Genomic DNA, 18,242 nt, shown 5'->3' on the forward strand with positions numbered 1-18,242 from the left:
CGATGGCGCGGATCGATATCGCCGGTCTGACGGTCGATTTCGACGGGTTCCTCGCCGTCGACCGGCTCGACCTCGCCGTGCCCGACGGGGAGTTCCTGGTGTTCCTCGGGCCGTCCGGCTGCGGCAAGACCACCACCCTGCGCTGCGTGGCCGGACTGCAGAATGTCAGCGGCGGGCAGATCCTGTTCGACGGCCACGACGTCACGGCGCTGCGCCCGGCGCGGCGCAATGTGGCGATGGTGTTCCAGTCCGTCTCGCTCTACCCGCACCTCAGCGTCCGCGAGAACATCGTCTTTCCGTTGAAGGCACAGCGCGTGCCGGCCAGCCGGGTGCGCGAGAAGCTCGACTGGGTATGCGACGTGCTGCATCTCGGGCCCGAGCTGAAGCGCAGGCCTGGCGGCCTGCCGCCGGGCCTGACCCAGCGGATCGCGCTGGCGCGCGCCATCGTGCGCGAACCGAACGTGTTGCTGCTCGACGAGCCGATGTCGGCGATCGACGAGCATTTCCGCGAAGAGATGCGGTGGGAGCTCGGTCATATCCAGAAGCAACTCGCGGTGACCACGATCTATGTCACCCACGACCAGCGCGAGGCGATGGCATTGGCCGACCGGGTGATGCTGATGCGCGACGGCCGCGTGGTCCAGCTCGGCACGCCCGACGACCTGTTTTTCGATCCGGCCGACGCGTTCTCCGGCTATTTCATCGGCTCGCCGTCGATGAACTTCATCGATGTCGACATCGCGGCCGACGCCATCCGCGGCCCGGACGGTACGACGCTTTCGCTCGGCCACGAGGTCGAAGGCGCCATTCGCGCTGCCGGCCTGGGTCGCCTGCGGCTGGGCGTACGCCCGCACGACGTGGCGCTGACCCATTCGCCGGCGACCGAGGGCCGGCTGCCGGGCGAAGTGGTGACCAGCTTCGCGCAGGGCCGCGAGCGCTGGTTCAGTTTCCGGCTGGGCGAACTGGTGCTGCAGGGCCTCGACCGGCGCGCAAGTGACGGGGATCGCGCAGTGATCGAGGTCGATCCGCGGCGGGTCTACCTGTTCGCGCCCGACGACGGCCGCCGGCTGCGGCTGGGGCGTGAGGGCTGAGCCATGGTGCTGGCACTGGAAGGCCTCGGCAAGAGCTACGGGCGCACCCGCGCGCTCGACAACCTGTCGCTCGCAGTTGCCGACGGCGAGATCCTGGCGCTGCTCGGGCCCACCGGAGCCGGGAAGTCTACAGTGATGCTGACGGTGGCGGGGCTGGTGCGGCCGGACCGCGGTCGCATCCGCCTGCGGGACGAGGACGTGACCGACCTGCCGCCGCAGCATCGCAACATGGCCTCCGTGTTCGAAGGGCTCAACCTGCTGCCGACGCTCTCGGTGGTCGACAACATCACGCTGCCGTTGCGTGCGCCCGGTGCCGGCATCGGTAGCGGCGAGATCGATGCCCGCCTGCGACCGGTGGCGGAGGAACTGCGCATCACCCACCTGCTCTCCCGCCGTACCCACGGCCTGAGCGGCGGCGAGCGCCAGCGGGTGGCGCTGGCCCGTGCGCTGATCCGCCGGGCCGACATCCTTTTGCTCGACGAGCCGCTCAGCGCGCTCGACCTCAAGCTGCGCGAAACGCTGCGGGTGGAACTGCGCAGCCTGCACGATCGCTATGCCACCACCATCGTTTATGCGACTCACGATTTCGGCGGCGCGGCTGCGGTTGCCGACCGGCTGGCCCTGATCGACGCCGGCCGGATCCTGCAGGTCGGCACGCTCGACGAGATCTACAGCGCCCCGGCCAGCACTGCGGTCGGCGCACTGGTCGGTTCGCCGGCGATGGCCGTGTTCGATGCCGTCGTGGACGGCTCCAGCGCAGTGCTGGCCGGTGGCGCGCTGCGCCTGCCGCTGGCCGCGCCAGTGCCGGGCGGACGGGTGCGGATCGGTGCCTGGCCGGAAGACATCCGCCTTGCCGCAGCGCCGGCCGAAGGTCTGGCGCCGGGCAATGTCTATGCTGTCAGCCGGCGCGGGATCGACAAGGCGATACAGGTCAATGTCGGCGGTGACGCGGGTGCTTCCAGCTTCCGCAAGGCGGTGCCGCTGGCGCTGCCGGTCGCCCAGGGCGACACGATCTGGTTCGGGCTCGACGCCGCGCGCTGCTTTGCCTTCGATGTCGACAGCGGCAGGGCCCTGGCCGCGCCGGGCGCCGCCGCATGATCGCTCGACTGGTCAGGGCCGGATTTGCCGTCGCCGCGGCGCTGATATTCGCCGGAGTCGTGCTGATGGTGCAGCCCTTGCTGTTCGAGGGCTTCACCATGGGCTTCTTTGCGATCCTGGCCGGCGTCGTGCTGTTCATCATCGTCGACCACGTCCCGGTCGGCACCAGGCCGGCGGCCGAGCCGCCACGGTCGCCGCGCCGCGATTGAGTCCGGCGCGCGTGGCGCGCGGTGGATGACCGCGCCCGCCTCCTCTAGGATGCCGGCCGGCAACAGGGAGGGACGCAAACCCATGGCCACGCCATCAGGCCTGCCGGCCGACAAGGTCTATCGCCGCTGCATGCCCGACTGCCTGTCGTTCGAGACCACGGCCGACCTGCCGGAGGGCGACGACTTCATCGGCCAGCCGCGGGCGGAGGAATCGGTCGGCTTCGGCATCGCCATCGACCGGCCCGGCTACAACATGTTCGTCATGGGCCGCGACGGCTCCGGCCGCGCCACCCTGATCGGCCGCTTCCTGCGCGGCGAGGCGCGCGGCCGGCCGGCGCCGAAGGACTGGGTCTACGTCCACAACTTCGCCGAGCCGAACCGGCCGCATGCGCTGGCGCTGCCGCCGGGCCAGGGCCAGACGCTGCGCCGCGAGCTGGAGGAGATGATCGAGGACCTGCGCGCCGCGATCCCGGCCGCGTTCGAGGGCGAGGCCTATCGCCAGCAGGTCGCCCGGCTCGAGGCGACGATGAAGCAGCAGCAGGAGGGCATGCTGAAGATGCTGGCCGGCGAGGCGGAGCAGCGCGGGCTGCTGCTGACGCGCACGCCGTCCGGCCTGGCCTTCCTGCCGGCGCAGGACGGCAAGCCGATGGAGCCCGACGCCTTCCGGGCGCTGCCGGAAGAGGCGCGCGCCGCGCTGGAACAGGCGATGGAGGCGATGACCGACCGCATGCGCGAGGCGATGCGCGAGAGCCACAAGACCGAGCGCGACCTGCGCGAGGCGCTGCGCAAGCTGAACCGCGAGACGGTGGCCAACGCGGTGTCGCCGGTGATGGCCGACCTGCGCGAGATGTTCGGCGCGCTGCCGGCGGTGGTCTCGCACCTCGCCTCGGTCGAACGCGACGTGATCGAGAACGCCCAGGCCGTGCTCAACGCGCTGACCGCGACCGAGCCGGGGCAGGCGCAGGTGCAGGCGGCCGCCCAGGGCCAGCCCGCCGGCGACCAGGCCGCGGCCGCCGCCGGCTTCCTGCGCCGCTATGCCGTCAACGTGCTGATCGAGCAGGGCCACGCCCGCGGCGCGCCGGTGATCGAATGCGACTTCCCCTCGCACGGCAACCTGATGGGCCGGATCGAGCATGTCGCCCAGTTCGGCACGCTGGTTACCGATCACATGCTGATCAAGCGCGGCGACCTGCACCGGGCCAACGGCGGCTACCTGCTGGTCGACGCGCGCAAGCTGCTGATGGAGCCGTTCGCCTGGCAGGAGCTGAAGCGGGCGCTGACCAGCGGCGAGATCCCGATCGAGCAGCCGGGCGCGCACGCCGCGGTGATGTACACCCAGACGCTGCAGCCGCAGCCGGTGGCGCTGGACGTCAAGGTGGTGCTGTTCGGCGACCGCATGATCTACAGCCTGCTGCAGGCCTATGACGCCGAGTTCGCCGAGCTGTTCAAGGTGGCGGTCGACTTCGCCGAGACCATGGACCGCGACTCCGCCACCGAGAACGCCTTCGGCCGCGCCATCGGCCAGATGGCCCGCCGCCACCAGATGAAGAGCCTGAACTGCGACGCGGTCTGCCGCATCATCGAGCACGCCTCGCGGCTGGCCGGCGACCAGGGCAAGCTCAGCACCCACATGCGCTCCATCCTCGACGTGCTGACCGAGGCCGACCACGTCGCCGGCCGCGCCGAGCATGCGGTGATCGAGCGCGACGACGTCGATGCGGCGATCGACGCGATGATCCGGCGCATCGACCGCCCGCGCGAACTGCTGCAGGAGCGCATCGACGACGGCACCGTGCTGATCGACACCAGCGGCGCCAAGGTCGGCCAGGTCAACGGGCTGGCCGTGCTCGACGCCGGCGGCTTCCTGTTCGGCAAGCCCAACCGCATCTCCGCCCGAGTCCGCCTCGGCAAGGGCGAGGTGGTCGACATCGAGCGACAGGTCGAGCTGGGCGGGCCTTTGCACACCAAGGGCGTGATGATCCTGTCCGGCTATCTCGGCGCCAAGTACACGCCGAACCAGCCGCTGGCGCTGTCGGCCACCCTGGTGTTCGAGCAGTCCTACGGCCCGGTCGACGGCGACAGCGCCTCGTCGACCGAGCTGTACGCGCTGCTGTCGGCGCTGTCCGGCGTGGCGATCGACCAGGGCAAGGCGGTCACCGGCTCGGTCAACCAGTTCGGCCAGGTGCAGGCGATCGGCGGGGTCAACGAGAAGATCGAAGGCTTCTTCGAGGCCTGCGAGGCCGACGGGCTGACCGGCGCGCAGGGGGTGCTGATCCCGGCGTCCAACGCGCGCCACCTGATGCTGCGCGAGGACGTGGTCGCCGCCATCGGCGCCGGCCGCTTCCACGTCTGGCCGGTGGAGACCATCGACCAGGGCATCGCGCTGCTGACCGGCGTCGAGGCCGGCGCGGCCGACGACAGCGGCGCCTATCCGCCCGGCAGCATCAACGCCAAGGTCGCCGCGCGCCTGGCCGAGCTGGCCGCGGCGGCAAAGGAGTTCGGCCGCGCGATGCGGGGGGAGGGCTGAGCCGGCGAGCTACCGGAGCGATTGCACCCGCCCACGGCTTCGCGCCTCGCGACCGACCGGTGACTCCAGTCACACCCTCGCCTTCTTCCTGCGCCTATCTGGTGGCATGGCCGCGCCGGGCCCCGGAATGAACCGGAGGCGCCGGCGCCGCGACCTACCGGTTATGGGCGACCGCAGGCAGGGAGGCATAGCCATGAACGCCGTCTTCACGCTGACGCTGTCTTTCGCGCTCGGGCTGGCCGCCTGCGCCGCGACCGTGATCACGCTCGCCGCCTTCACCTGAGGCCGGACAAAGCGAAAGGGCGCCGCCTGCGCGACGCCCTTTCCGGTGCTCTAACCGTTTCCGGCCGCGCCGTCAGTCCTTCGGCACCACGATCAGCGGCGTCTGCGGGGTCACGGTCTGCGGGCCGGTGGCCACCACCACCGGGCGCTCGGTGCTGAGCGAGGCGGTGGCGCCGCCGCAGGCCAGCGCGGCCGAGGCGCCGAGGGCCAGCACCGCGGCCGCGGTGCCAAGGGTGCGGATTGCACGCATCTGAAGAATCTCCTCTGTCGAACACGGATCGCAGGCCCTGGGGTTCGGCCCCGGAGATTGATGGTTGATCCGAGCGTAGCTTCCGGTCGCGACGGCGGCAACGCTTTGGCGGCCGCGGTCACGCGATTGCGATCCGGTCCCCCGCCCGCGGCGGCCTGCATTTTGACAGAGGTCAAGGCGCCCGGGCGCAATCGGCCGAAGCTGCATCCTTGAGGCCGGTTTGGTGCCGGCCGCAGGGAAAAGGGGGCCTCGCATGCGAACGGGACGGCGAATTCGGGGGATGGCCGCGGCCGCAGGCCTGCTTGCGCTGGCTGCCGGCTCGGCCCTGGCCCAGGACGACGACGGGCGCGGCTGGTGGGGCATGATGCACGGCACGCCGTGCTTCGACATGACCGGGCCCGGCATGATGGCCCAGGGCTGGGGCCCGGGCGGCATGCAGGGCCCGAGCGGGATGGGCTGGGGCCCAGGCGGCTGGTCGCCGGGCGGCTGGGGGCCGCAGGGCTGGGGCGGCCCGATGATGAGCAACGGCATGATCGCGCCCGGCATGGGTCCGCAGGGCTGGGGCCGGCTCAGCGTGCTGCCGCGGGCGCTGAGCGTCGACGACGTGCGCTCGATCATGGGCTTCCGGGTCGCCTGGATGATGAACCCGAACCTGAAGGTCGGCCGGGTCGAGGAACAGGACGGCGGCATCATCGTGGTCGAGATCGTGACCCAGGACGATTCCCTGGTCAGCCGCTTTGCCGTCAGCGCGCTGACCGGGGATATCCGCCCGATGCCGTAGGCCGCGCCGGCCGGGCGGCCGGAACAACGCGGTTTCCTTTCGTTCCGATTTGCCGTAGAAGGGCGCTCCCCGTCCGGCCGCCGGAGTCGGTCGGGCACGGGTGCGCCCCGCGGCGCATTGCGCCCAAGCAACGACGCAGCCAAGCAACGACAGGGAGGGCCCTTCACGGTGGATATGCGACGCACCTGAGCGGTGGCGTCTGGCAGAATCGACCGGAGGAGCGGCCCTTGCGCCGGCCCTTCGTCCAGCCACGCGTCACCCGACCGGGCCCGCACGGGCCCTTTCCGAGACGTTCCGATCCGTGGCCGAGGCGAAGCGATGTTGCGCTGGATTGAATCCCTCTACGAACCCGTTCCCGACGGCCCGATCCTGCGGCCGCCCACCGGTCTGTTTCGCTTCTACTGGGCGTTCGTGCGCCAGTTCAAGCTGGGCTTCGCCGCCATCCTGGTGCTGGGCCTGGCCGGCGCGCTGATCGAGGTGGCGCTGTTCGCCTTCGTCGGCGAGCTGGTCGACCTGCTGGAGGCGGCCGGCGACGGCCGCACCCTGTGGGACACGCATGGCGACACGCTGCTTTGGATGGGCTTCGTCGCGCTGATCGCGCGGCCGGTGGTGTTCGGCCTGCACGCCATGACCATCAACCAGGTGGTGGCGCCCAACCTCAACGCGCGGGCCCGCTGGCAGACCCATCGCTATGTGCTGCGCCAGTCGATGGGCTTCTTCCAGAACGACTTCGCCGGGCGCATCGCCAACCGGGTGATGCAGACCGCCGCCTCGATCCGCGAGTCGGTGGTGGAGATCACCAACGCGCTGTGGTTCGTGATCGTCTACGCGGTCGCGGCGATGGTGCTGTTCTTCCAGATCGACCCGCCGCTGGTGATCCCGCTGCTGGTGTGGATCGTGCTCTACGTCGTCAAGCTCATCTATTTCGTGCCGCGCATCCGCGCGCGCTCGCAGACCCAGTCCGAGGCGCGGTCGTCGCTGATGGGCCGCATCGTCGACAGCTACACCAACATGGCGACGGTCAAGCTGTTCTCGCACACCGACCGCGAGGACGAGTACGGCCGCGAGGGCATCCGCGACCACACCGCCAAGCTGCAGCGCCAGATGTGGGCGATCACCGCGATGCAGTTCGCGCTGTGGTCGATCAACGGCGTGCTGATCGTCGGCACCGCCGGGCTGGCGCTGTGGCTGTGGGCCGACGGCGGCGTGTCGCTGGGTGCGATCGCGCTGGCCACCGGGCTGGTCATCCGCATCAACAACCTCAGCGGCTGGATCATGTGGGTGGTGACCGGCATCTTCGAGGCGATCGGCACGGTGCAGGACGGCATGACCTCGATCACGCCGGCGCTGGGCGTGGTCGACCGGCCGGACGCTGCGCCGCTGGCGGTCGACCGCGGCGCGATCCGCTACGAGCACATCCGCTTCCACTACGGCAAGGACGGCGGCGTCATCGACGACCTGTCGCTGGCGATCGCGCCGGGCGAGAAGGTCGGCGTGGTCGGCCGCTCCGGCGCCGGCAAGTCGACCCTGGTCAACCTGCTGCTGCGCTTCCACGACCTGGAGGGCGGCCGCATCCTGATCGACGGCCAGGACATCGCGGCGGTGACCCAGGACAGCCTGCGCGCCCAGATCGGCATGGTGTCGCAGGACACCTCGCTGCTGCACCGGTCCATCGCCGACAACATCGGCTACGGCCTGCTGGCCGCCGACCAGGACGCCATCGTCGCGGCGGCGGCCAAGGCGCAGGCCGACGGCTTCATCCCCGACCTGGTCGACAGCAAGGGCCGCACCGGCTATGCGGCCGAGGTCGGCGAGCGCGGGGTCAAGCTCAGCGGCGGCCAGCGCCAGCGCATCGCCATTGCGCGGGTGCTGCTGAAGAACGCGCCGATCCTGATCCTGGACGAGGCGACATCGGCGCTGGATTCCGAGGTCGAGGCGGCGATCCAGGAGCAGCTCTACGCCCTGATGGCCGGCAAGACGGTGATCGCGATCGCACACCGGCTGTCGACCATCGCGGCGATGGACCGGCTGGTGGTGATGGACAAAGGCCGCATCGTCGAGGACGGCAGCCACGACGCGCTGCTGCGCCAGGGCGGGCTCTACGCCCAGCTCTGGTCGCGGCAGTCGGGCGGTTTCATCGCGCGCGATTCGGCCGCCTGAGGCGTCGGCGGGCCGGCGTTTTTCCGGTGCGTATGCGTACGGCGCGGGGAACCTTTCGGCACGATTGGACTTGCAAAATGGTGCGGCCCTGGCATTGCTAGGGCTCGACACCCCCGAAGCCACCCCAGCTGATCGCGTGCCATGAAAATTGCCGTCTTGAAGGAACGCCGCGCCGACGAGCGCCGCGTCGCCGCCTCGCCGGAAACGGTGAAGAAGTTCGTCGCGCTGGGCGCCGAGGTCGCGGTCGAGGCCGGGGCCGGCGCGGCCGCCGGCATGACCGACGCGGCCTATGCCGAGGCCGGCGCCGCCGTGGCGAAGACCGCGAAGGAGGCGGCGGCCGGTGCCGACGTGGTGCTGAAGGTCCGCGCGCCGCTGGCCAAGGGCGAGGACGGCGCGGCGGAGGACGAGCTGGCGCCGGTCAAGTCGGGCGCGGTGCTGGTCGGCCTGCTCGACCCGCACGCCAACCCGGGCCGGCTGGCCGACTATGCCAAGGCCGGCGTCACCGCCTTCTCGCTGGAGCTGCTGCCGCGCATCACCCGCGCCCAGTCGATGGACGTGCTGTCGTCGCAGGCCAACCTGGCCGGCTACAAGGCGGTGCTGGAGGCGGCGAACCTGTCCAAGGCGTTCCCGCTGATGATGACCGCGGCCGGCACGGTCGCGCCGGCGCGCGTGTTCGTGCTCGGCGCCGGCGTCGCCGGCCTGCAGGCGATCGCCACCGCCAAGCGGCTCGGCGCCGTGGTCTCCGCCACCGACGTGCGCCCGGCGGCGAAGGAGCAGGTGCAGAGCCTGGGCGGCACCTTCGTCATGGTCGAGAACGAGGAGACCCGGCAGGCCGAGACCGCCGGCGGCTACGCCAAGGAAATGTCGGACGACTACAAGCGCCAGCAGGCGGCGCTGGTGCGCGAGACCCTGAAGAAGCAGGACGTGGCGATCACCACCGCGCTGATCCCCGGCCGCCGGGCGCCGGTGCTGATCACCGCCGACATGGTGGCGGAGATGAAGCCGGGCGCGGTGATCGTCGACCTCGCCGTCGAGCAGGGCGGCAACGTCGAGGGCTCGAAGCCGGGCGAGGTGGTGACCACGGCCAACGGCGTGCTGATCGTCGGCCACCGCAACATGCCGGCGCGGCTGCCCAGCGACACCAGCGCGCTCTATGCCCGCAACCTGCTGAATTTCCTGACGCCGCTGATCGACAAGGACAAGAAGGCGGTGGTGATCAACCACGAGGAGCAGATCGTGGCCGCCACCTGCCTGACCGACGACGGCGCGGTGGTGCACGCGGCCTTCGCGCCGCAGGCGAAGCCGTCGGCGCCGGTGAAGGCGGCCAAGGCCGAGAAGCCGGCGGCTGCCGAGGCGAAGTCCGAAGCCAAGGCCGAGGACAAGGCGCCGGCGCAGAGCAACGGCGCCGCCGCGGCCGCCAAGGCGAAGCCCGCCGCCAGGCCGAAGAAGGCGCCCGCCGCCGCCAAGGCCGCTTCGGCCAAGCCGGCGAGCGCGGCGGCCAAGCCGCCTGCAAAGAAACCGGCGGCACGCAAGCCCGCGGCGAAGAAGCAGGGCGCCCCGAAAGCGGCTGAGGCCAAAGCGGCTGAGGCCAAAGCGGCTGAGGCCAAGGCGACCGAGACCAGGCCGGCTGCGGACAAGCCCGCCGCGCCGGCACCGGACGCCCCCAAGCCCGACGGCGCCGACGGCGCCAAGAACGAGGGTTGAGCGATGGATGACACACCGCAGACCGACCAGCAGGCGCCCGACGGCGCCGCGGACGCCGCCACCGGTGCCGATGCCGCCCAGGGTGCGGACGCCGCGGCGGCTGGTGCGGCGGGCGACGGCAGCGCCACGCTGCTGGACCAGGCGCGCGATGCGGCACAGGGCTTGATGGACGGTGCGGCGCAGGCCGGACAGGGCGGCGACGCGGTCGCGGCCGCGACCGCCACGCCGCCGATGGACGGGTCGACCATCGCGTCGATCGTCGAATCCGCCCACGGCAGCGCCTTCCTGTCGCTGCTGGCCGTGTTCGTGCTGGCGGTGTTCGTCGGCTATTACGTGGTCTGGCACGTCACCCCGGCGCTGCACTCGCCGTTGATGGCGGTGACCAACGCGATCTCGTCGGTGATCATCGTCGGCGCGCTGATCGCCGCCGGCACCGCGACCGACAGCATCTCCACGGTTTTCGGCTTCCTTGCCGTCGTGCTGGCGTCGGTCAACATCTTCGGCGGCTTCCTGGTCACCCGCAGGATGCTGGCGATGTTCAAGAAGAAAGCCCGCTAGCCGGCGCACCCCAGCGCAGCCGTCGTCAAGGAGGGGCCTGTGGCCGTCGATACCTTCTCCGCCCTCATGTACCTGATCGCCGCGATCTGCTTCATCATGGCGCTGCGCGGCCTGTCGTCGCCGGAAAGCGCGCGCAAGGGCAACATCTACGGCATGGCCGGCATGACCATCGCCGTGTTGACCACGGTGTTCGGCCCGCACGTGCACAATCTGTGGTGGATCGTTCCGGGCATCGCCATCGGCGGCGGCATCGGCTACGTCATCGCCAACAAGATCCAGATGACCGCGCTGCCGCAGCTGGTGGCCGCATTCCACAGCCTGGTCGGCCTCGCCGCCGTGTTCGTCGCGCTGGCGGCGTTCTACTCGCCGGAGGAGTTCGGCATCGGCAGCGACGGCAACATTGCCGGCCTCAGCCTGGTCGAGATGTCGATCGGCGCCGCCGTCGGCGCCTTCACCTTCACCGGCTCGATCATCGCCTTCGGCAAGCTGCAGGGCATCATCTCCGGCAAGCCGCTGGTGTTCCCGCTCCAGCACATGGTCAACCTCGGCCTCGGCCTGCTTCTGATCCTGCTGGTCGTGCTCTTCGCGATCTGGGAGCCGGGGATCCTGCTGTGGCTGATCATCCTGCTGGCTTTCGCGCTGGGCGTGCTGATGATCGTGCCGATCGGCGGTGCCGACATGCCGGTGGTGATCTCGATGCTGAACAGCTATTCCGGCTGGGCAGCCTGCGGCATCGGCTTCACCCTCGGCAACTCGCTGCTGATCATCACCGGCGCGCTGGTCGGCTCGTCCGGCGCCATCCTCAGCTACATCATGTGCAAGGGGATGAACCGGTCGTTCTTCAACGTCATCCTCGGCGGCTTCGGCGGCGAGACCGCGGCGGCGGTGGCCGGCATCGAGGACCGCACGGTCAAGCAGGGCAGCGCCGAGGATGCGGCCTTCCTGATGCAGAACGCGGCCTCGGTGGTGATCGTGCCCGGCTACGGCATGGCGGTGGCCCAGGCCCAGCACGCGCTGCGCGAGATGGCCGACATCCTGAAGAAGGAAGGCGTCAAGGTCTCCTACGCCATCCACCCTGTCGCCGGCCGCATGCCCGGCCACATGAACGTGCTGCTGGCCGAGGCCAACGTGCCCTATGACGAGGTGTTCGAGCTGGAGGACATCAACCGCGACTTCCCGCAGACCGACGTCGCCTTCGTCATCGGCGCCAACGACGTGACCAACCCGGCCGCCAAGACCGACCCGTCGAGCCCGATCTTCGGCATGCCGGTGCTGGACGTCGAGCGGGCGAAGACGGTGCTGTTCATCAAGCGGTCGCTGGCCTCGGGCTATGCCGGCGTCGACAACCCGCTGTTCTACCGCGACAACACCATGATGCTGTTCGCCGACGCCAAGAAGATGGTCGAGGATATCGTCAAGGCGATGGAATAGCGGACGCACGCCGCTGGGCGAGCCCGCCGCCGAACCGCCCGCCGCGCCGCCGGTCGCCATCGCGCCGGCGCCGGCCGGGTTCGACCGCTATCCCGACCTGCTCGCCCTGGTGCGGCGCGCCTTCGCCGCGCATGTCGGCCGCATCGACCCGCCGTCGTCGGCGATGCGCGCGACGGCCGACAGCCTGCGCGCGATAGCGGAGGCCGGCACGCTGCTGCTGGCGACGGCGGCGGACGGCACGCTCGCCGGCTGCGTGTTCGGCACCCCGCAGGGCTCCGACCTCTATCTCGGCAAGCTGGCCGTCGACCCGGCCTGGCAGGGCCGCGGCATCGGCGCGCGGCTGGTGACGGCGCTGGCCGACCACGCGCGTGCCGCCGGCTTCGCCCGGGTGACGCTGGGCGTCCGGCTGGCGCTGGTCGAGAACATCGCCCTGTTCGCCGGCCTCGGCTTCGTCCGGACCGGCGTGCAGTGCCACCCCGGCTTCGACACCCCGACCTCGCAGGACATGGTGCTGGTGCTGTAGCGCCGCTCAGGCCGGCAGCGGTGCGGCGCGCAGGCGTGCGTTCTCGGCCCGCAGCCGGTCCAGTTCGGCGCGCAGCGGTGCGATCTCCGCCTCGATCTCGGCCAGCGTCAGCCGCGGCACGATGTGCTGCGGGCAGTTCCAGTCGAAGGCGGCGACGTCGATCACCACCGCGCGCTCCGGCCGGGCGCGATAGTCGGGGTCGTGCAGCCGCGCCACCAGCGCCGGGTCGTCCGCCGCTTCGACCAGCCGGGCACGGCCCCAGATCTTCAGCCGGCGGCGGGCGCGCTGGTCGACCAGGATCAGCGCGATGCGGTCGTTGCCGGCCAGGTTGCCGACGCTGAGATACTGGCGGTTGCCGCGGAAATCGGCATAGGCCAGCGTGCGGGCGTCGATCGCCTTCAGGAATCCGGCCGGCCCGCCGCGGAACTGCACATAGGGCCAGCCGTCGGACGACACGGTGGCCTGGAAGAAGCCGTCGCGCGCCGCGATGAAGGCGGCCTCGCGTTCGGTCAGCAGGCTGGCCTCGTCCAGGTCCGGCTGCAGGAACGCGGCATACTGGTCGGCGGAGCCCATCCGCCGCTGCGCCGCCAGCACGGCGGGGGTGAAGGCGATCTCGGCGAAGGCGCGGGCCATCGGAACCTCCCTGCCGGGCCGCGGAATGCGGCCCGCGTCGGGGATATCGCCGTTTCAGCCGGCGATAGGAATAGGCCGTCCGGTCAAGACATTATTTCAGTGCATGCAATAATCGCCGCGGCGGCCGCTCAGCGCTGGGCGGCGAGCCAGGCCGCCATCGCCGCGAAGGTGGAGGCGACCAGATAGCGCTGGGCGACGGCGAGGCCGGGCAACCGGCTCAGCGGCCGGCGCAAGCGGGCGGCGAGCAGCGCCACCGCCAGCAGGAACAGCCCGCCGGCGGCGATGAAGGCGGCGGAGAGCAGCGCGACGGTCTCGGCATAGGCGGCGGTACCGCTCGGCACGAACGGCGGCAGGAAGGCGATGAAGAACACCGCGATCTTCGGGTTCAGGATGTTGGTCAGCACCGCCTGGCGATAGACCGCGCCCAGCCGCGGCGGCGGCGCCGGCCCCGCCGTGCCGGCGACAGGCCGGTGCGCGCCGCGGTCGCGCAGCGCACGCCAGGCCAGCCACAGCAGGTAGGCGATGCCGGCATAGCGGATCGCGTCGTAGGCCAGCGGCGCGTGGGCGAACAGGCTGGACAGGCCAAGCACGGCGGCGGCGGCGTGCACCACCAGCCCGCTGACGATCCCGCCGGCGGCGACGACTCCGGCCAGCCGGCCGTCCCGGAGTGCGCGCATGATCACCAGCAACATGTCCGGTCCCGGCGCGGTGATCACCACGGCGGAGGCGGCGGCGAAGGCAAGCCAGGTCTCGGGCGGCAGGGTCATTTCGGGTCCGGCGCGGGCGGCCCGTCGGCCGCGGCGGCGTCCGCATAGCAGCGCCGGCGCGGCGGTTCAATCGTCGTCGTGCGCGGCGCTGAGGATGTCTTCCGCCCGCAGCCAGCCGGGCGTGCCGGTGGCCATGTTCTGCTGCGCCCGCATCGCCTGCTGGCGCGCGTCGGCGAAGTTGCCGGCGTGGAAATAGGCCTCGGCCTGGGCCAGCGCGGCGTTGCCGAGGTCGCCCTGGCGGCCGTAGGCGATGCCGAGGAAATGCCACAGCGCGCTGTCGTTCGGCTCCGACCGCAGCGCACCGTTCAGCATCGCGACCACCTCCGGCAGCACCGCAGCGTCGCCCAGCTCCAGCAGCGCATGCGCGCAGAGCAGCTTGATCGGCCCGGCGTCCGGCGCCAGCGAAACGGCCTGGCGCAGCGGCGCGATCGCCTCGGCGATGCGGCCGTTCTCGAACAGCATCTGGCCTTTCAGCTCGAGGAAATAGGGGTCGTTCGGCCGCTCCGCCAGCAGCCCGTCGATCAGCGGCAGCGCCTGGCCCAGGTCGCCGCGGCGGTAGTGGGCGATGGCGCGGGCATAGCGCGCCGGCAGGGTGGTGTCGCTCTCAGGATATTGCTGCAGCGTCGCGCCGAGGCCGAGGGTGAAGCCGACCAGCTTGGCGCGCATGCGCGCGTGCATCTCGTAGAACGCGTCGGGGAAGCGCGTCGCGCTGTAGGGCGAGCCGTCGACATGGTTGCGGGTGAACTGCACCCGGTCGCGGGTGATCGGGTGGCTGCGCAGATAGGGGTCCTGGTACTGCGCGCCGATCAGCTCCTGGTCCTCCAGCTTCTCCAGGAACTCGGCCAGGCCCGACGCCGACCAGCCGAGCCGGTCGAGATAGGTCAGCGCCGACTGGTCGGCGGAGGATTCCTGCGCCCGGTTGTAGGCCAGCAGGGTGCGCAGGGTACCGCTCTCGCCGCCCACCGCCACCGCGCCGCCGACGCCGGGGTTGCCGGTCAGCACCGCCGCCGCCGCGCCGATCAGCAGGTCGACGATGCGCTGGGCGCTGGCGTTGCGCAGCGCGGCGTCGAGCCGGGCGAGGTGGCCGCCGGCGATGTGGCCGGTCTCGTGCGCGATCACGCCGATCACGCCGCCCGGCTCCTTCGACGCCATCAGCAGCCCGGTGTTGATGAAGATGTTCTGGCCGCCGGCGACGAAGGCGTTCAGCCGGTTGTCGTTGATCAGATAGACCTGGATCGCGTCCGGGTTCAGGCCGGCCACCTCGAAGATTGGCCGGCTGTAGGCGCGGATGGTATGTTCGATCTCGGCGTCGCGGATCAGCGTCACGCCGCCCTGGGCGGCTGCCGGCAGGGTCGCGCCGGGCGCCAGCATGCCGGCAAGGGCCAGTGCCGCTGCCGTCCGTTTCACCGCCGTGCCTGCCCGCAGGAAGTGTGCCGCCATGCGACCGATCACCGGCCGATCCCCCCTCGTCGCTGCGCAAGACGAATGTTACCGCCCACCCGGCACCACGGCCAATGAAAGTGGCGGCATGATGGCAGCAGAGGTGGGGTCGCGCGGAGGCGTCGTCCAGTGGCGTTGAAGATCGCAGAGCGCGGCGTGGTGCCGCCGTTCATCGTGATGGACGTGATGCAGGCCGCCGCCGCGCGCGAGGCGGCGGGCCGCCACGTGCTGCACCTGGAGGTCGGCCAGCCCGGCACGCCGGCGCCGGCGCCGGTGCGCGAGGCGGCCAAGCGCGCGCTCGACGACGACCGCCTCGGCTACACGCTCGCCCTAGGCATCGATCCGCTGCGCGCCCGCATCGCCCGCTTCTACGGCGAACTCTACGGCGTCGACCTCGACCCGGCCCGGGTTGTGGTGACGGTCGGCTCGTCGGGCGCCTTCCTGCTCGCCTTCCTCGCCGCCTTCGACGCCGGCGACCGGGTCGCGCTCGGCTATCCGGCCTATCCGGCCTATCGCCACATCCTGAAGACGCTGGGCCACCGGGTGGTCGGGCTGGAGACCGGCGCCGAAAGCCGGTTCCAGCCGAACCCGGCGATGCTGGATGCGGCGGCGCGGGACGGCGCCATCGACGGCCTGGTCGTCGCCAGCCCGTCCAACCCCGCCGGCGCGATGCTCGACCGTCCGGCGCTGGCCGCGCTGGTCGACTGGTGCGCCGCGCACGGCACCCGGCTGATCTCCGACGAGATCTACCACGGCATCGCCTACGGCACCCCGGCCACCACCGCGCTGGCGCTGACCGACGACGCCATCGTGGTCAACTCCTTCTCGAAATACTTCTCGATGACCGGCTGGCGGCTCGGCTGGATGGTGGTGCCGGCGGCGATGGTGCGCGCGGTGGAGTGCCTGACCCAGAACCTGAACATCGCGCCGCCGACCCTGCCGCAGCTGGCCGCGCCGGTGGTGTTCGACCACCTCGACCTGTGCGACGCGCTGGTCGCCGGCTACGCCCGCAACCGCCGCATCCTGCTCGACGGCCTGCCCGGCGCCGGCTTCGCCCGGCTGGCCCCGGCCGACGGCGCCTTCTACATCTATGCCGACGTCGGCCACGTCACCGACGATTCGCTCGGCTTCTGCGCCCGCGTGCTCGACGAGGCCGGCGTTGCCATCGCGCCAGGCGTCGACTTCGACCCGCTGCGCGGCCACCGCTTCGTGCGCATGTCCTTTGCCGGACCGACCGCCGACATCGAGCAGGCGGTGCAGCGGCTGGCCGCCTGGGGCGGCGCGCGCTAGCCGGCGGCGCCGTCCGCGGCGCGCCTTCACCGAAGCTTCACCGTTGTCGGCGATAAAGCGCGGGCGGCGGCCACGCTTGCATGCGCGTGCCCTCCATGCCATATAGCCCGCCACCGCACTGGGATGCCGCCGTAGCTCAGGGGTAGAGCACACCCTTGGTAAGGGTGGGGTCGCGTGTTCAATTCACGCCGGCGGCACCATCCAGCCCCCCATCTCCTGCGACAATGCGTTTGGCTGCGACCGCGAATGCCGGTCGCCGCAGCATCGGAAATGCCGATGGCAAGGCGCGGACAATCGGCGTGGTGCGGCGGCGCGAGGCGCGGCTATCGTGGCCGCTCGCCAGGCTGCGGGACGCGGGCGCGATGCGCGCCCGGCGCGGCCGGCGGTGCCGAGGGAGGGCTGTTGCGATGCAGATGGGCTTGGGTTTCGGCCGCGCCGCGCTCGGGGCGGCGGCACTGGCCTGCGGCCTGGCCGCGACGCCGGCGTGGGCCGAGGACGGCGCGCTGGCGGTGGTCGAGGGCTATCTCGCCGCCTGGAACGCGCATGACGCGGCCGCTGCGGCCGCCTTCTTCGCCGACGACGTGACCTATTACGACGCCTCGGTCGGCGCACCGGTCAGCGGCCGCGAGGCGGCGCAGACCGACATCATCGAAAGCTTCCTCAACGCCGTGCCCGACGCGTCGTGGCAGATGTCCGGCGCGCCGGTGGTGAACGCCGATGCGGTCGCGTTCGAATGGACCTTCGCCGGCACCAACACCGGCGACTGGGGCGACGGCACCGCGGCCACCGGCAAGCCGTTCACGCTGCACGGCCTGTCGCTGATCCGGGTCGAGGACGGCAAGATCGCCTATCAGGGCGACTACTACGACGCCCTCGGCTTCTACGGCCAGCTCGGCCTGCTCGAATAGGCGCCGCGTCGCCGCCGGCGCGCTGCGTCGCAGCCGGCGCACCGCCGCGCCGCGATGCGACGATGGAACCGGGGCGGGCCCTCCGCCGTTTGATCTGCGCCGCGACGGGATCGTGCGACGAGCCCGGGCCGCGGCGGACGGTTTGCTGGAGGGTCTCGCGATGGGGAAGAGGCTGTCTGCTTCGGAGCTGCGGTCGCTGCGCTCGGTGACGACGGGCGCGCTGCCGGTGGCGGAGGATTTCGACGATCTGGCGCGGCTGGCCGAGCTCGGCCTGGTCAGGCACACCGCGTGCGGCCGCTATGCCGCCACCTTCGCCGGCAAGGTGCTTGCCGCGGCGCCGATCGCCGGCCGGGCCGGAACGCGCGGCTGGCGCATGCTGTCCGGGGCGCGCTGACCGCCCGCCGCCGGCGTTCGGCCGAACCGGACTCCGCCGCGCCCCGAAGCGCGCCGGTCGGGCGGGTGGTTGTTTAACCAACGATTCGTAAATACAGTGCCGGCGCGTTAATAGTTAGGCAAGCTGCCTCGAAATACTGTCCTGCAAACACCGTGAACGCTAATCGGGTGTCGGCTCGTGCCGGCCGCCTTTTTAT

16 protein-coding genes, 1 tRNA gene and 1 pseudogene are annotated in these 18,242 nt (G+C 71.3%); 14 read left to right on the forward strand and 4 right to left on the reverse strand.

Translation table 11 applies throughout. From position 1 onward, the window contains the following. The first annotated feature begins 2 nt into the window (after positions 1-2). From R3F55_02465 to R3F55_02480, 4 genes are all read left to right on the forward strand, one after another. Entirely contained in the window at positions 3-1,091 is a 1,089-nt protein-coding gene (locus R3F55_02465; GenBank protein ID MEZ5666296.1) for an ABC transporter ATP-binding protein, read from the forward strand. 3 nt (positions 1,092-1,094) lie between these two features. Then, positions 1,095-2,189 (forward strand): ABC transporter ATP-binding protein, encoded by a 1,095-nt coding sequence (locus R3F55_02470; protein ID MEZ5666297.1) that lies wholly within the window; start codon positions 1,095-1,097, stop codon positions 2,187-2,189. Further along, positions 2,186-2,398 carry a hypothetical protein gene (locus tag R3F55_02475; protein MEZ5666298.1) on the forward strand — a complete coding sequence of 71 codons (213 nt, stop codon included), beginning with the start codon at positions 2,186-2,188 and terminating at the stop codon, positions 2,396-2,398. The genes R3F55_02470 and R3F55_02475 overlap by 4 nt, the downstream gene beginning before the upstream one ends. 82 nt (positions 2,399-2,480) lie before the next feature. Continuing rightward, the gene (locus R3F55_02480; protein ID MEZ5666299.1) at positions 2,481-4,925 is read left to right on the forward strand and encodes an AAA family ATPase; all 2,445 of its coding nucleotides are present in this window, start codon (positions 2,481-2,483) and stop codon (positions 4,923-4,925) included. A gap of 355 nt (positions 4,926-5,280) precedes the next feature. On the opposite strand, the gene R3F55_02485 is transcribed toward R3F55_02480, so the two are convergent. After that, positions 5,281-5,457, reverse strand: coding sequence for a hypothetical protein (locus R3F55_02485; GenBank protein ID MEZ5666300.1), 177 nt, complete (start codon positions 5,455-5,457; stop codon positions 5,281-5,283). Between the two features lie 280 nt (positions 5,458-5,737). Here R3F55_02485 and R3F55_02490 point away from each other — a divergent pair, with 280 nt between their 5' ends. The 6 genes and pseudogenes from R3F55_02490 (at position 5,738) to R3F55_02515 (ending at position 12,614) form a co-directional block, all read left to right on the forward strand. After that, positions 5,738-6,238 (forward strand): hypothetical protein, encoded by a 501-nt coding sequence (locus R3F55_02490; protein ID MEZ5666301.1) that lies wholly within the window; start codon positions 5,738-5,740, stop codon positions 6,236-6,238. A gap of 318 nt (positions 6,239-6,556) precedes the next feature. Further along, positions 6,557-8,398, forward strand: coding sequence for an ABC transporter ATP-binding protein (locus R3F55_02495; GenBank protein MEZ5666302.1), 1,842 nt, complete (start codon positions 6,557-6,559; stop codon positions 8,396-8,398). A 141-nt stretch (positions 8,399-8,539) separates the two neighbouring features. After that, a pseudogene (locus tag R3F55_02500) lies at positions 8,540-9,844 on the forward strand (Re/Si-specific NAD(P)(+) transhydrogenase subunit alpha). A 423-nt stretch (positions 9,845-10,267) separates the two neighbouring features. After that, on the forward strand, positions 10,268-10,660 hold the full coding sequence (locus tag R3F55_02505; protein MEZ5666303.1) for a proton-translocating transhydrogenase family protein: 393 nt from the start codon (positions 10,268-10,270) through the stop codon (positions 10,658-10,660). Between the two features lie 66 nt (positions 10,661-10,726). Then, positions 10,727-12,091, forward strand: a complete 1,365-nt coding sequence (locus R3F55_02510) for an NAD(P)(+) transhydrogenase (Re/Si-specific) subunit beta (GenBank protein MEZ5666304.1) — start codon at positions 10,727-10,729, stop codon at positions 12,089-12,091. A 58-nt stretch (positions 12,092-12,149) separates the two neighbouring features. Further along, positions 12,150-12,614: a GNAT family N-acetyltransferase gene (locus R3F55_02515; GenBank protein ID MEZ5666305.1), complete on the forward strand. Its 465-nt coding sequence runs from the start codon at positions 12,150-12,152 to the stop codon at positions 12,612-12,614. A gap of 6 nt (positions 12,615-12,620) precedes the next feature. On the opposite strand, the gene R3F55_02520 is transcribed toward R3F55_02515, so the two are convergent. From R3F55_02520 to R3F55_02530, 3 genes are all read right to left on the reverse strand, one after another. Further along, positions 12,621-13,247 (reverse strand): pyridoxamine 5'-phosphate oxidase family protein, encoded by a 627-nt coding sequence (locus tag R3F55_02520; protein ID MEZ5666306.1) that lies wholly within the window; start codon positions 13,245-13,247, stop codon positions 12,621-12,623. Positions 13,248-13,375: 128 nt separating this feature from the next. Then, complete coding sequence (locus R3F55_02525; protein ID MEZ5666307.1) at positions 13,376-14,014, reverse strand: LysE family translocator; 639 nt, start codon at positions 14,012-14,014, stop codon at positions 13,376-13,378. 66 nt (positions 14,015-14,080) lie between these two features. Further along, positions 14,081-15,454, reverse strand: coding sequence for a M48 family metalloprotease (locus R3F55_02530; protein ID MEZ5666308.1), 1,374 nt, complete (start codon positions 15,452-15,454; stop codon positions 14,081-14,083). 129 nt (positions 15,455-15,583) lie between these two features. Between R3F55_02530 and R3F55_02535 the strand changes: the two genes are divergently transcribed. The 4 genes from R3F55_02535 (at position 15,584) to R3F55_02550 (ending at position 18,046) form a co-directional block, all read left to right on the forward strand. Continuing rightward, positions 15,584-16,744: an aminotransferase class I/II-fold pyridoxal phosphate-dependent enzyme gene (locus R3F55_02535; protein MEZ5666309.1), complete on the forward strand. Its 1,161-nt coding sequence runs from the start codon at positions 15,584-15,586 to the stop codon at positions 16,742-16,744. A gap of 125 nt (positions 16,745-16,869) precedes the next feature. Then, a tRNA-Thr gene (locus R3F55_02540) sits at positions 16,870-16,944 on the forward strand. A gap of 207 nt (positions 16,945-17,151) precedes the next feature. After that, positions 17,152-17,652: a nuclear transport factor 2 family protein gene (locus R3F55_02545; GenBank protein ID MEZ5666310.1), complete on the forward strand. Its 501-nt coding sequence runs from the start codon at positions 17,152-17,154 to the stop codon at positions 17,650-17,652. A 160-nt stretch (positions 17,653-17,812) separates the two neighbouring features. Beyond that, a complete protein-coding gene (locus R3F55_02550) occupies positions 17,813-18,046 on the forward strand; it encodes a hypothetical protein (protein MEZ5666311.1) in 234 nt (77 codons plus the stop codon). Positions 18,047-18,242: the final 196 nt, after the last annotated feature.

It is taken from the genome of Alphaproteobacteria bacterium (assembly GCA_041396705.1).
In the GTDB taxonomy this organism is placed as follows: Bacteria; Pseudomonadota; Alphaproteobacteria; order CALKHQ01; family CALKHQ01; genus CALKHQ01.